The 13843-nt window shown below is 66.7% G+C and carries 13 protein-coding genes; 7 read left to right on the plus strand and 6 right to left on the minus strand.

All coding sequences use genetic code 11. The features are described from left to right. Positions 1-30: 30 nt before the first annotated feature. Positions 31-480 carry a MarR family winged helix-turn-helix transcriptional regulator gene (locus ACWF4Z_RS32570; protein ID WP_452247023.1) on the plus strand — a complete coding sequence of 150 codons (450 nt, stop codon included), beginning with the start codon at positions 31-33 and terminating at the stop codon, positions 478-480. Next, entirely contained in the window at positions 477-1796 is a 1320-nt protein-coding gene (locus ACWF4Z_RS32575; RefSeq protein WP_452247024.1) for an MFS transporter, read from the plus strand. The genes ACWF4Z_RS32570 and ACWF4Z_RS32575 overlap by 4 nt, the downstream gene beginning before the upstream one ends. A gap of 26 nt (positions 1797-1822) precedes the next feature. On the opposite strand, the gene ACWF4Z_RS32580 is transcribed toward ACWF4Z_RS32575, so the two are convergent. Next, entirely contained in the window at positions 1823-2536 is a 714-nt protein-coding gene (locus tag ACWF4Z_RS32580; RefSeq protein WP_452247025.1) for a DUF4429 domain-containing protein, read from the minus strand. 64 nt (positions 2537-2600) lie between these two features. Between ACWF4Z_RS32580 and ACWF4Z_RS32585 the strand changes: the two genes are divergently transcribed. Further along, positions 2601-4004 carry a mycothione reductase gene (locus tag ACWF4Z_RS32585; RefSeq protein WP_452247026.1) on the plus strand — a complete coding sequence of 468 codons (1404 nt, stop codon included), beginning with the start codon at positions 2601-2603 and terminating at the stop codon, positions 4002-4004. Here ACWF4Z_RS32585 and ACWF4Z_RS32590 read toward each other — a convergent pair. After that, positions 3981-5441 (minus strand): LLM class flavin-dependent oxidoreductase, encoded by a 1461-nt coding sequence (locus tag ACWF4Z_RS32590; RefSeq protein ID WP_452247027.1) that lies wholly within the window; start codon positions 5439-5441, stop codon positions 3981-3983. The two genes, ACWF4Z_RS32585 and ACWF4Z_RS32590, sit on opposite strands and share 24 nt — an antisense overlap. Positions 5442-5474: 33 nt before the next feature. Here ACWF4Z_RS32590 and thpR point away from each other — a divergent pair, with 33 nt between their 5' ends. From thpR to efeB, 4 genes are read left to right on the plus strand one after another with little or no spacing between them, the layout of a single operon-like run. Further along, positions 5475-6038 carry an RNA 2',3'-cyclic phosphodiesterase gene (thpR, locus tag ACWF4Z_RS32595; RefSeq protein ID WP_452247028.1) on the plus strand — a complete coding sequence of 188 codons (564 nt, stop codon included), beginning with the start codon at positions 5475-5477 and terminating at the stop codon, positions 6036-6038. Positions 6039-6083: 45 nt separating this feature from the next. Further along, positions 6084-6932, plus strand: a complete 849-nt coding sequence (gene efeU, locus ACWF4Z_RS32600; RefSeq protein WP_452247029.1) for an iron uptake transporter permease EfeU — start codon at positions 6084-6086, stop codon at positions 6930-6932. 27 nt (positions 6933-6959) lie between these two features. Beyond that, positions 6960-8105 (plus strand): iron uptake system protein EfeO, encoded by a 1146-nt coding sequence (gene efeO / locus ACWF4Z_RS32605; protein WP_452247030.1) that lies wholly within the window; start codon positions 6960-6962, stop codon positions 8103-8105. Continuing rightward, positions 8102-9367, plus strand: coding sequence for an iron uptake transporter deferrochelatase/peroxidase subunit (efeB, locus tag ACWF4Z_RS32610; protein WP_452247031.1), 1266 nt, complete (start codon positions 8102-8104; stop codon positions 9365-9367). The genes efeO and efeB overlap by 4 nt, the downstream gene beginning before the upstream one ends. Here the strand turns inward: efeB and ACWF4Z_RS32615 are convergent. The 4 genes from ACWF4Z_RS32615 to ACWF4Z_RS32630 all read right to left on the minus strand — a co-directional run bounded on the left by ACWF4Z_RS32615 (position 9357) and on the right by ACWF4Z_RS32630 (position 13073). Further along, complete coding sequence (locus ACWF4Z_RS32615; RefSeq protein ID WP_452247032.1) at positions 9357-9797, minus strand: MaoC family dehydratase; 441 nt, start codon at positions 9795-9797, stop codon at positions 9357-9359. The genes efeB and ACWF4Z_RS32615 overlap by 11 nt on opposite strands. 51 nt (positions 9798-9848) lie before the next feature. Further along, positions 9849-10688 (minus strand): carbohydrate ABC transporter permease, encoded by an 840-nt coding sequence (locus tag ACWF4Z_RS32620; protein WP_452247033.1) that lies wholly within the window; start codon positions 10686-10688, stop codon positions 9849-9851. Then, positions 10681-11664, minus strand: a complete 984-nt coding sequence (locus ACWF4Z_RS32625; RefSeq protein ID WP_452247034.1) for a carbohydrate ABC transporter permease — start codon at positions 11662-11664, stop codon at positions 10681-10683. The genes ACWF4Z_RS32620 and ACWF4Z_RS32625 overlap by 8 nt, the downstream gene beginning before the upstream one ends. A gap of 89 nt (positions 11665-11753) precedes the next feature. Next, positions 11754-13073: an ABC transporter substrate-binding protein gene (locus tag ACWF4Z_RS32630; protein ID WP_452247035.1), complete on the minus strand. Its 1320-nt coding sequence runs from the start codon at positions 13071-13073 to the stop codon at positions 11754-11756. Between the last annotated feature and the right edge of the window lie 770 nt (positions 13074-13843).

Here is a 13843-nt window from a genome sequence, read left to right on the forward strand (position 1 = left end):
TTAGCAAAGGTAATGAGTTAAGGTAAAGGTATGCCCGAAGTCGTAGCCCAGCAGGTCAAGAGTGACGTCGGGCTGGCGAGTGCCCTGCGGTCGTCCACCCTCAGGCTGTCCCGGCAGATCCGGCGGCAGCGTGAGCCTGGTCACGACCTCACCGCCAACCAGCTCAGCGTGCTCGGCGCGCTGTCCAAGCACGCCGCGATGACGATCGGCGAGCTGGCCTCCCACGAGCAGGTGAAGCCGCCGTCGATGACGCGGGTCGTGACCAACATGGAGGAGGCGGGCCTGGTCGTCCGCCGCCCGCACCCGACCGACAAGCGCCAGATCATGGTCGAGCTCACCGCCAAGGCCGACGAGCTGATCGTGGCCAACCGCCGGCGCCGCGACGAGTGGCTGCAGACGAAACTCAAGCAACTGACTCCCGAGGAGCGCGACATCCTGCGTAAAGCAGCCCCCGTGCTGGAACGTCTGGCAGGTTCATGAGCCCGACGTTCCGCGCGTTCAAAGTTCGTAACTTCCGTCTCTACGCCACCGGCGCCATCGTCTCGAACGTCGGCACCTGGATGCAGCGCGTCGCCCAGGACTGGCTGGTCCTGGAGCTGACCCACTCCGGGACGGCGCTCGGCATCGTGACCGGGCTGCAGTTCCTCCCGGCCCTCCTGTTCGGTCCGTACGCCGGACTCGTCGCCGACCGCTTCCCGAAGCGGCAGGTCCTGACCGTGACCCAGGTCGCGATGGCCTCCGTCGCCCTGACACTGGGCGGTCTGACGATCGCCGGCGTGGTTCAGCCCTGGCATGTGTACCTGCTGGCGCTGCTCTTCGGTCTGGGCACCGCCTTCGACGCCCCGGCGCGGCAGTCGTTCGTGGTCGAGATGGTCGGCCGTGACGAGCTCTCCAACGCCGTCGGGCTGAACTCGGCGTCCTTCAACGCCGCCCGCCTGCTCGGCCCGGCGCTGGCCGGCCTGCTGATCAGCTGGATCGGCACCGGCCCGGTGATCCTGGTCAACGGGTTCACCTACGCCGCGGTGATCGTGTCGCTGCGGATGATGCGGGTCTCCGAGCTGCACACCCCGAAGGTCGCCGGGCGCGAGAAGGGCATGATCCGCGACGGCATGCGCTACCTGTGGCGCCGGCCGGACCTGATGATGGTCCTGGTCGCGGTGTTCTTCGCGGGCACGTTCGGGCTGAACTTCCAGCTCACCTCCGCGCTGATGGCGACCGAGGTCTTCCACAAGGGCGCCGGGGAGTACGGCATCCTCGGCTCGGTGCTCGCGATCGGTTCACTCTCGGGTGCGCTGCTCGCGGCTCGCCGGGTCCGGATCCGCGCTCGCCTGGTGCTCGGCGCGGCGCTGGCGTTCGGTGCGTTCGAGATCGTGAGCGCGCTGATGCCGACGTACCTGACGTTCGCCCTGGTCCTTCCGCTGGTCGGACTGGCGTCGCTGACGATGCTGACCTCGGCCAACGCGACCATGCAGCTCAGCATCGAGCCGACCATGCGCGGCCGGGTGATGGCGCTGTACATGACGGTCCTGATGGGCGGTACGCCGATCGGCTCGCCGCTGATCGGATGGGTCGGGCAGGAGTTCGGCGCCCGTTATTCGTTGCTCGTCGGCGGCGGGCTGACCGTGATCGGCACGGCCGCCTCGGTCCTGTACTTCTCCCGTAGGCGCGGCCTGGCCATCCGGCCACGGCTGCTGCCCCGCCCGCACCTCGAGGTGCTCCCACAGTCCGACCTCCTCGGCGAAAAGGCCCTGATCGACGCTGCTCCGATCAAGGAGAAGGGTCCGCAGGTCGCTTGAGGCCGGCCGGATGAGGCCCCTGAGGGTTAAGGCCGGATGCGCGTCAGGAGCCTGGCGGCGAAGAAGAGGGCGTCGACGTCGGTGTGCCGTGCGGTCAGCATCGCCGCCGGGTCGTGGCGCGGTTTGGGCCGCTCGGGCGACGTGCGCACCGTACTGACCCGGAGGTAGCCGCCACGGTCGAACCGCCCCTGGTTCGGCGCCCACTCGACGTCGGTGATGTCGGGCAGCGGTACCGACCACGGGTCGCCGTCCGCGCGCTTCCGCCGCCCGGCCGTCCGCGGATAGGCGAACACCAGCCTCCCGTTCGCCACGGACAGCGTCGCGTCCCGCCCTTCGAGCCGATCCGGCGCCGCCGGCGGTGCAACGAGCCACCGCACGGAGGCAGTCGCGGGAACATCTCTCCGTGCGAGCGTGATCCTGAGGTCGGCCGCAATCCGCTCGGCCAGCTCCCGATCACCCGGATCGAACGGGAACCGGTAGGGGTCGATCAACGCGTCGAAAAGCCCACCCCGCACCGACTGCAGCGGATCGGCGCCCTCCCGCAGGATCAGCCGTAGCTCCGACCCCACCTCGACCGCCCGGACCGCCTCGATCGGCACGACCCGCTCGCCCAGCCGCTCACGGAGCGAACTGCTGAGCTTGCTCAGTCCGGCCGGCGAGCCGTCGTACCGCACGCGGAGCATCCCCGCGCCGTCCCAGCCAACCGTCCCGTTCGCGCCCTTCAGTTCACCGACCGCCACCTGTCCATGATCCCCGGTTGGTGGGTTCATCGCAGGTTCTTTGGCGTCACCCCCACAATGGGGTGTGACTCATTACGATCTCGTCATCATCGGCACCGGCTCCGGGAACACGATCGTGAACCACCGGTTCAAGGACTGGAAGGTGGCGATCGTCGAGCGCGGTGTGTTCGGCGGCACCTGCCTGAACGTCGGGTGTATCCCGACGAAGATGTTCGTACACACCGCCGACCTGGCCGCCACGCCGTCGGTCAGTTCCCGGTACGGCGTCGACGAGCAACTGGTCGGGGTCCGCTGGCCGGAAGTCCGGGACCGGATCTTCGGCCGGATCGACCCGATCTCGGCGGGCGGCTCGGAGTACCGGCACCACCACCCCGACAACGCCAACGTGCATGTGTACGACGGCACCGGCCGGTTCAGCGGGGTCAAGGAGCTGACTGTCGACGGCAACGACGGCACGACCAGCGTGTTCTCCGCGGACCGGTTCGTGATCGCGGCCGGCAGTCGCCCGGTGATCCCGCTGATCCCCGGTCTCGAGGAGGTCGGGTACCACACCTCGAACACGATCATGCGGATCCCCGAGCTGCCCCGCCGCCTCGGCATCATCGGCAGCGGTTTCGTCGCCGCCGAGTTCGCGCACATCTTCTCGTCGTACGGCGTCGAGGTCACGGTGATCGCGCGATCGGATCTGCTCCTGCGCCACGAGGACCACGAGATCGCCGAGCGCTACACCGAGCTTGCCCGCGGCAAGTACGACGTCCACCTGGAACACGAGACGGTCGGGGTCGAGCGGCTCGACAACGACGCGATCCGGATCCGGATGCTCTTCCCGGACGGCGCCGACGAGGTCGAGGTCGACGAACTCCTGGTCGCGGTCGGCCGGACCCCGAACTCGGACCTGCTGAACCTGGGCGCGACCGGCGTCGAGGTCGACAGCGACGGCCGGGTGGTCGTGGACGAATACCAGCGGACCACCGTCGACGGCATCTATGCGCTCGGTGATGTGACCACACCACACCAGTTGAAGCACGTCGCGAACCACGAGGCCCGCGTGGTCAAGCACAACCTGCTCAACCCCGACAAGCCGATCAAGGCCGATCACCGGTTCGTCCCGCACGCCGTCTTCGGGTCACCGCAGATCGCGTCGGTCGGCCTCACCGAGCAGGAGGCCCGCGATCGCGGAATCCCTTACAGCAAAGGCGTCGAGCGGTACGCCGACATCGCGTACGGCTGGGCGATGGAGGACACCACCGGCTTCGCGAAGGTCCTGGCCGACCCGGAGACCGGCCAGATCATCGGCTGCCACATCCTCGGCCCGCAGGCGTCCGCGATGATTCAGCCCGTCATCCAGGCGATGAGCTTCGGCCTCGACGCCCACTCGATGGCACGCAACCAGTACTGGATCCACCCCGCCATGACCGAACTGATCGAGAACGCGCTCCTGAAGCTAGGACTGAACGCGGAAGGCTGAGATCACGTCGCCGACGGTGTCCAGCATGGCGAGATCGGGCAGGCTGATCATCACCTCGGCGACGCCGGCCTCGGAGAGCTCGCGGAACCGGCCGATCTGATCGTCGACCGTGCCCGCATTGACCGACGCGGCGTAACGGGCCGGGTTCTGGTTACGCGGCCGGAGCCGATCGACCAGCTCGTCGACCTCCCGGGAACCCTTACCCACAAGGGTTGTCGACAGATGTGTCAGCCCGACCGGTCTCGACGACACGCTGCGCAGGTACTCCGCGTGCCGGCGGACCGCGGCGGCATCACCGAACACGTTCACCGCGTCGGCGTAGCGCGCGGCCAACCGCAGCGTGCGCTTCCCACTCCCGCCGACCAGCACGGGCAGATGCTCCTGCAGTGGTCGCGGATAACACGTGGTGTCCGGTACGTCGAGCACCGTGCCGTGGAACGGTTTGTTGCCTGGTCCCCACAAAATCGGCAACAACTGCAGGGCATCCTCGAGTAAGGCATAACGATCGCCGACCGTGGGGAACTCCCATCCATACGCCTTGTGTTCGGCCTCGAACCACGCCAACCCGACGCCACACACGGCACGCCCACCACTCAGTACGTCGAGAGTCGCGGCGATCTTCCCCAGGTGAGCAACGTTGCGATACGTGATCCCCGAGACCAGAGTCCCGAGGCGGACCCTCGTCGTACAGGCGGCCAGGTAGGCCAGCGTCGTCCAGCTCTCCAGGAAGTCGTCCCAGGCTCGGCCCACCTGCGGGATCTGGCGGAAGTGATCCATGACGTAGATCGCGTCGAACCCGACCGCCTCGGCCTTGGTCGCGACCTCGCGGATCCAGGCTGCGGTCCCGGTCCGGCCGGCCTTGTGCGTGTAACTGCTCAACTGCAGGCCGAATCGCAATCCAGTGGGGGTTTCGAGCTGTCGGGCCGCGGCGGCTCCGGTCTCGACGAAGGCTTCGGGTACTACTCGCAATACGGTCGGCTGCAGGACTTCGTCGTACCCCTCGGTGGGTAGTTGCTTCTTCACTGCGGTCCAGGTCCGCAGTTGGGTGCTGAGGACGTCCGCGGGGATCGGCTTGGAGCGCGCTCGGTTCCGGCGTCTGCACTCAGCGGCCGGAGTGTCGAAACCGACCGCTGCACAAGGCATTCCGGCCTCGCGGGCGAGTCCGAGCCACCGCAAGCGTCGGTCGCGATCGAGCCCGAGTGTGTCGATCACCGTCGTCAGTCGTCGCCCGATTCGTTGCCGCACCACCTCTTCCAGCAGCGCGAACGCATCCGCGCTCGCCGCGAGGTCGTCCTCGCCGGCCCCGACCAGCGCCCGGAGCCGATCGCTGGACACGATCAGCTCCGCGCCGAAATGCTCCGCCGCCCACGTCGACTTCCCCGACGCTCCCGGTCCAACCAGGATCACCACACACGGCGACGGCAGCTTCAGCTCCACAAACCCAGTTTCCACCCTCGATAAGATCTCGGGATGCGATTGTTCGTGGCCGTGGTGCCACCCATCGAAGTTGTGGAGGATCTGGGCGCGTTCGTCGAGCCCCGGCGGGATCATCCGGATGACGACATCCGGTGGTCGTCGGAGCAGCACTGGCACATCACGCTGGCGTTCCTCGGCGAGGTGCCGGACTGGAAGACCGACGAGCTGGGGGAGCGGCTGGAGGCGGCCGCCAAGCGGCAGAAGCCGTTCGAGTTGCAACTCACCGGAGCCGGGGCGTTCCCCGGAGTCCCCAACGCGCGCGTCCTGTACGCCGGAGTGCGCGACGAATCCGAGTCACTCAAACACTTGTCGATGACGACGCGAGCGGCGGCCAGCAGGGCCGGCGTCGAGGTGGAAGGACGGAAGTTCACGCCGCACGTCACTCTCGCGAGGCTGCGGGAGCCGATCGATGTGACCAAGTGGGTCAGGGTTTTCGACACGTACGACGGACCGGTCTGGACCGCCGAGAGCGTGCAACTGATCGAGTCCCGGCTGGGTGAGGGCCCGGGACACAGTGCGGCGTACTCCACAGTGGGCGAATGGGAGTTCTTAGGTTAACCTCAGGAAGGTTAGCCGTACCTAATGCCCTAAAGGATCTCTGCCATGCTCGCGAACTACCTGATCGGACTCCGTGAAGGACTCGAGGCCTCGCTGGTCGTCAGTATCCTCGCCACCTTCCTGGTCAAGTCAGGCCACAAGGACCGGCTGAAACTGGTCTGGATCGGCGTCGTCTCGGCGCTGGTGGTGGCAGCTGCCGCGTGGGGCCTGCTGCAGTTCGTCACCGCGCTGACGGCTCGCTCCTTCACCACCCAGGAGACCGTCGGCGGGGTGATGTCGATCATCGCGGTCGGCTTCGTCACCTGGATGATCTTCTGGATGCGCAAGGCGTCGCGCAGCATCGCCAGGGAGCTGCGCGACCGGATGACGCAGGCGCTCGAGATCGGCTCTCGGGCGGTCGTCATCCTGGCGTTCCTGGCGGTGTTCCGCGAGAGCATCGAAACCGCGTTCATCGTGTACGCGTCGGCCGCCCTCGCGACCACCGCCGTACCGTTCGTCGGCGTCCTGCTCGGCCTGGCGACCTCGGTCGTGCTCGGCGTCGCGATCTACAAGGGCGCGGTGAAGATCAACCTGGCCGTGTTCTTCAAGTGGACCGGCGCGGTGCTGATCCTGGTCGCGGCCGGCATCTTCGCCTACGGCTTCCACGACCTGCAGGAAGCGGGCATCCTGCCCGGCCTGCAGTCGCAGGCGTTCGACATCTCCGGCACCATCCCGCCGGACAGCTGGTACGGCGTACTGCTCAAGGGCATCTTCAACTTCAACCCGGCGCCGACGGTCCTCGAGGCGTCCGCCTGGCTCGTCTATCTCGTCCCCGTGCTGGTGCTGTACTTCCGGCCCGTCAAGAGCAGCCGGCCACCGGCCGTCGCGGCCAAGACCGCCGAAGAAGCGGCCTGATCCACCTCTCACCCGTCCAGGAGAATCATGTTCACGTCCCTACCTCTGGCGCGCCGAGTCACCACGCTCGGCATTGTCGTCGGGCTCGCCGCGCTGACCGGCTGTGCGAAAGCCGAGCCGGCCGCGAAGGACGACGGCACCGGCCCGGTCTCGGTCAAGGCGACCGACTCCGTGTGCGACCTCAGCCGCCGCGACGTCAAGTCCGGCACCAGCACCTTCTCCGTCGCCAACAGTGGGAGCAAGGTGACTGAGTTCTATGTGTACGCCGAGGGCGACCGGGTGATGGGTGAGGTCGAGAACATCGGCCCCGGGATCAAGCGTGACCTGATCGTGGAGCTGCCGTCCGGCAAGTACCAGGCGGTCTGCAAGCCGGGCATGGTCGGCGACGGAATCCGCGGCGACCTGACGGTGACGGGTGACGCTGCCTCGCAGGTCGACGAGGACACCCTGCTCAAGCAGGCCACCGAGAGCTACCAGCGCTACATCAGCTCGCAGGCGGTCGCGCTGGAGCAGAAGACGACCGAGTTCGTCACGGCGGTGAAGGCGGGCGACCTGGACAAGTCGAAGGCGCTGTTCCCGGTGGCCCGGACGTACTACGAGCGGATGGAGCCGGTCGCGGAGTCGTTCGGCGACCTGGACCCGAAGATCGATGCCCGGGTCAACGATGTCGAGCCGGGGGACGAGTGGACCGGGTTCCACCGGATCGAGCAGGGGCTCTGGGTCGGCAAGACCACCAAGGGCATGGAGAAGTACGCCGACCAGCTGCTGGTCGACGTGAAGACGCTGGCGACGAAGTCGAAGGTCGTGAAGCTCACTCCGCTGCAGCTGGCCAACGGCGCCAAGGAGCTGCTCGACGAGGTCGCGACCGGCAAGATCACCGGTGAAGAGGATCGCTACTCCCACACCGACCTGTGGGACTTCCAGGCCAACGTCGAGGGGTCGCAGGCCGCCGTACAGGCGCTGCGTCCGGCCCTGCAGACGCGCGACGCCGCGCTGGTCGCCCAGCTGGACGCGAACTTCAAGGCGGTCTTCGCCGCCGTCGACAAGTACCGCGAAGGCGACGGCTTCCAGATCTACAACCTGAAGCCCGCCCAACAAAAAGAGCTCAGCCAAGTAGTTGACGGCCTGGCCGAGCCAGTCAGCAAAGTAGCCGGAGTAATCGCCAAGAAATGACTTCAGACAACGTTCAACGCAAGGGAATCTCTCGTCGCGGGCTGATCGGCGCCGCGGGGGCTGCGGTTGCTACCGGAGTTGCTGGGTATGTGGCTCACTCGGCGCTGTCGGGGGAAGAGTCGCAGGCGGCGGATACCAACGGGCCGGTTGAGTTTCATGGGGGACATCAAGCCGGGATTGTGACGCCGGTGCAGGATCGGCTGCACTTCGCGGCGTTCGATGTGACGACGACGAAGCGCGACGAGCTGATCGCGTTGCTGAAGGAGTGGACGGCGGCGGCTGCACTGGTCACAGCCGGTCGCGACATCGGTCAGTACGGCGCGGTGAACGGGCCGGACGAGGCTCCGCCGGAGGACACCGGTGAGGCGGTCGGCCTGCCGCCGGCGCGGTTGACGCTGACGATCGGGTTCGGTCCGTCCTTGTTCGACAAGCGGTTCGGGCTCGCGGCGCAGCGCCCGAAGGCGTTGGTCGACCTGCCGCACTTCATCGGCGACGACCTGGAGCCGGCGCGGTCGGGCGGGGATATCGCCGTACAGGCCTGTTCCGACGATCCGCAGGTCGCAGTGCACGCGATCCGCAACCTGGCCCGGATCGGTTTCGGCCGGGTCGCGATCCGCTACTCCCAGCTGGGCTTCGGGCGTACGTCGTCGACCTCGCGGGCTCAGGCGACGCCGCGGAACCTGTTCGGCTTCAAGGACGGGACGAACAACCTCAAGCTCGAGGACGCGGACAAGCTCGAGCAGCAGGTCTGGGTGCAACCCGAGGACGGACCGGCCTGGATGGTCGGCGGCTCGTACCTGGTGTCGCGACGGATCCGGATGAACATCGAGATCTGGGACCGTACGTCGCTGGGCGAGCAGGAATCGATCATCGGCCGGGGCAAGGGCACCGGCGCGCCGCTGGGCAAGGCGGACGAGTTCGACGCGATCGACTTCGCCGCCAAGAGCTCGGACGGCGAGCCGAAGGTGCCGACGGACTCGCATGTCCGGCTCGCGCATCCGGACTTCAACAAGGGCGCCGAGCTGCTGCGCCGCGGCTACAACTTCGTCGACGGATCCGACGGGCTGGGCCGGCTCGACGCGGGCTTGTTCTTCCTGGCCTACCAGCGCGATCCGCGCAAGCAGTTCATCCCGATCCAGAACCAGCTCGCCCGCAGCGACACGATGAACGAATACATCCACCACGTCGGCTCGGGGATCTTCGCCTGTCCTGGCGGCGTCACCCCGGGCACCTACTGGGGCGAGAAGCTGTTCACGGCCTAACTGCGATCAGGTTCAGCACGATGCACGACAGGACGACGTGGTCGTGCTGGTTGCGCAGCTCGGCCCGCGTCCGGACCAGACCTCGGTCCGGCTTGGACCGCGACAGCTGCGCCTCCAGCACCTCGGTCGTCAGCCGCAGAGTGTCCCCGGGCCGCACCGGCATCAGCCACCGGAGCTCGTCCACGCCCGGGCCGCCAAGACTCGCGACCTTCGACAGGTAGTGATCGGCGTACAACCGCATCATCAGCCCGGCCGTGTGCCAGCCGCTCGCGATGAGACCGTGGTACGGACCGTCGGCCGCGGCGCCCGGGTCGAGGTGGATGTACTGAGGATCGAAGCGCCGGGCGAAGTCGATGATCTCGGCCTGCTCGACCACCATGGTGGCGGGATGAGCTGTCCGCCGACCCGGCACATAGTCCTCGAAGTACATACCCCTATTCGATCACTTGATTCAAGGCCGCGGTCGAATTCCGGACGTGACCTATTTAACTGCGCCGGCAGTGACTCCCGCGACGAAGTGACGCTGCGCCAGCAGGAAGCCGATCACGACCGGGACACTGACGACCAGGGCCGCGGCCATGATCTGGTTCCAGTAGATGTTGGTCTGCGTCGAGTACTGGCGCAGTCCGACCGCCAGCGTCCGGTTCGACTCGGTTGTCATTACCGACGCGAACAGGACCTCGCCCCACGCCGTCATGAACGAGTAGATCGCGACCGCGATCACGCCGGGGCGCGCGGCCGGGAGGACCACTCGCCAGAGCGCACCCATCGGGCCGCAGCCGTCGACCAGTGCCGCCTCGTCCAGCTCGCGCGGGATGCTGTCGAAGTACCCGGCCAGCATCCAGATCGAGAACGGCAGGCTGAACGTCAGGTACGTGATGATCAACCCGAGCCGTGACCCGACGAGCTGAATGCCGAACGTGTTGTTGATGTTCACGAAGATCAGGAACAGCGGGAGCAGGAACAGCACCCCCGGGAACATCTGCGTCGACAACACCGTGGTGGTGAACACGGTCCGCCCGCGGAACCGGAATCGCGACACCGCGAACGCGGCCAGGATCGCGAGCGCCACCGAGAACACCGTCGCGGCGACCGAAACGATCGTGCTGTTCACGAAGTACCGGGCCAGCGGCACCGTCTTCCACATGTCCACGAACGGCGCCAGCGTCAGGTTCGACGGCCACCAGGTGAACGCGCCCTGCACGTCCTTGAGCGGCTTGAGCGACGACGTCACCATCACGTACAGCGGGATCAGGACGAACAACCCGAGCACGACCAGGACGACACCGCGGTAGACCTTGAAGCCTCTGGTCTCACGCACGACGAGACCTCCTTCCGGTGACGAGCAGGTAGGCGCCGGTGACGATCATCAGGAAGACCAGCAGCAGTACGGACATCGCCGCCCCGGTGCCGAAGTTCCAGGTCAGGAACGACGCGTTGTAGATGTGGAACGTGATCAGGTCACCGGCCGGCGGTTGCGCCGTACCGAAGAGCACGTACGGCGTGTTGAAGTCGCTGAATGTCCAGAGGAACAAGACCAGCACAAGGACCACGTTGACCGGTCGCAGCGACGGCAGCGTGATGTGGCGCCACTGCCGCAGGTTGCCGGCACCATCTACCGACGCGGCTTCGTAGATGTCGCCCGGGATGCTCTGCAGGCCGGCCATCAGCGTGAGGAACGCGAACGTCCACAGCTTCCAGGTGGCGACCGCGATCAGCGAGATCAGCGCATTGCTGCCGATCAGCCAGAACGGCCGGTTCGACGTCAGGTGCAGGTTGTCGACGATCACGTGGTTAACGACGCCGGTGTCGCGCTGCAGCATGAAGTTCCAGGTCAGGATCCCGGCGTACGCCGGCAGCGCGTACGGCACCAGGAAGAGGGTGCGGACGATGCTGCGGCCGCGGAACGCCGGTTGCAGCGCGACGGCCGCGGCCATCCCGAAGATCCAGGAGAGTGCGAGCGTGATCAGCGAGAACGCGACGGTGACGCCGAACGACTTCAGCAGCCCCTCGCCGACCGCGTTGTTGAAGTCGAGCACGACCTTGTAGTTGCCGAGCCCGGTCCACGGCGCGGCCGACCAGTTCGCGATGAAGAACTTGGTCAGCTTCACGAAGCTCATCCAGATTCCGACGACCATCGGGATGATGTGGATGAGCAACTCGGCCAGCACGGCCGGCGCGAGCAGCAGGTAGGGGAGCCACCGGTTCAGACCCGGCCGGTGTTCGGGGCGGCGCTTGAGCTTCTTCTTGGCAGGCTTCGCGGCGGCCGGCGTCGCTTCCTGCGTGGCGACGGTCATCCTTCTGGTCGCCTCCTGTCTCTCGGGGTCGGTCGAGGGCTGACGCTGGCGATGGCCCGGACGGACTCGTCCGGGCCACCCTCACCGCATCAGTTGCCTGCGGCCACTTGATCCTGGGCGGTCTGCAGTGCCGCCTTCACATCGTCGGCCGAGACCGTCCCGCCGGTGGCGATCTTGGCGAACATCGTGTTCATCGCCTTGCCGACGGTGCTCTCGAACTGGTCCTCGGCCGGCACCAGCGGCAGCGGCTTGGACTTGGTGTTGTAGATGTCCTGGAACGTCGCCGCCTCGGTCGCGTCGGTGGTGAACACCGGCTTCGCGTCCTTCAGCACCGGCAGCGACGAGAACGGCTTGCCCAGCGTGGTCTGGGTGGTCGCGTCGGTCATGTACTTGACGAACTTGAGCGCCGCGTCCTTGTGCTTGGTGTTCTTGAAGACCGACAGGTTGATACCGGCCACGTGGCTGGCCACCTGGTCGGCACCGGACGGGGCCGGGAACGGTACGACGCCGTACTCGCCGGCCTTCATGCCGTTGGCAACGATCGAGGAGTCGGCGTTGTTCTGGTTGATCACCATCGCGACCTTCTTGGTCGCGAAGTCGTTCACCGACTTGGTGCCGTTGTCGTACTGGGCGTTGGACGGGTTCGCGACCTTGTCCTTCTGCATCAGGTCGAGATACCGCAGGATGCCCTGGACGTTGCCGTCACCGGTGAAGGTCGGCTTGCCGTCGCCGTCGAACCACGAGGCCTTGTTCTGCGCGCCGTTGATGAACGCGAAGTGCACGTTCTCGGTGTAGCTGCCGGCCGCCAGCGCCATTCCCCACTGCTTCTTGGCGGGGTTGGTCAGCTTCTGGGCGTCGGTGACCATCTCTTCCCAGGTCTTCGGCGGCTGCAGGCCGGCCGCGGTGAACATCGCCTTGTTGTAGTACAGGCCGTAGGCCAGACCGTAGAGCGGAACCGAGGTCGGGTCGGTGCCTTCCTTGCCGCCGGTCGCCAGGGCCGTCGGCACGAACTTGTCCTTCCCGCCGATAGCGCTCATCGCGTCGCCGTCGAACGGCAGAAACGCCTTGGTGGCCTGCAGCGAGGCCGCCCAGGTGTTGCCGATGTTGACCACGTCGGGTGCCTGGCCGGAGGTGATCGCGGTCTGGATCCGGGTCTGCAGGTCGTTCCAGCCGATCACCTCGAGGTTCACCTTGATCCCGGTGTCCTTGGTGAACTGCTCCAGGACCGGGGTCAACACCTGCTTGTCGTTGTCGAGGCTGGTGCCCTGATTACTGGCCCAGTAGGTCAGCGTCTGGTCACCACCCGAACCTCCGCCGGAGGAGTCGCCCGAGTCGCCGCCTCCGCAGGCGGCCAGGCTGATTCCCAAGGCGGTCACCGCTGCCGCGGCTACCAGCGAACGCAGTCTCACGTCGGACTCCCTCGTCGATTCGAGCCTCCGCGGACCTGCGAAGGCGGATCGGCCCCATAGTGGCCTAACCGGTTAAGTTTCGAAACCCTAACCGGTTAAGTGGAGGCAGGTTCGTTACGACCTCGTAACTCCTCCAACCTCCCAAGCCCGTCGGGAAAACGCAATCCAACACCCTCCGCATCCACCCGAATTCACACAGTCTTGAAAGACCGGCCAGAACCACGCCAGGGGACATCCGGCTCCTGTGTCGGATGTGTGGGTTGATGCGGACAGCGCCCCGCGGCGCCTGGCCCGTTTGCCGCCTTCGGCGGGCGCGCAGATGGCTGTTGTGCGCTCAGGTCGTGTTCGCGAGCCGGGTGGTGACAGCGGGTGCCGGCGACGTGGTCATCGCGGTCTCCGAACCCCGCGGGGAGTTGTGAGCCGGGTTCAGGTGATCGAGTCGTGGATCCGGGTCAGGAATCGGCGGCGAGATTCGCCGATATCCACGACTCGATATCCCGGCCCGAACCACTCGCCACGACTCGATGCGCCGACCGCGGCCGCCGCCGTCTTTCCGGAACTTCCTGGTCGCTATCCGCAGATTTACTTCCGGAAAGACCCAGCCCGCCCTCACCACGGTCCACTCCCGTGAGCACACCCCACGCGTGCGACCACTCGGGTGAGCGGCTCCGGGATAGCTGCGATCCTTCCCTGGTCGCGGTGGTGTGGGTCAAGGGTCGAAGATCGCGCAGCGACGCCGTAGGCGCCCTTGACGCACGCCACCGCGACTG

It is taken from the genome of Kribbella sp. NPDC055071, from assembly GCF_053608045.1.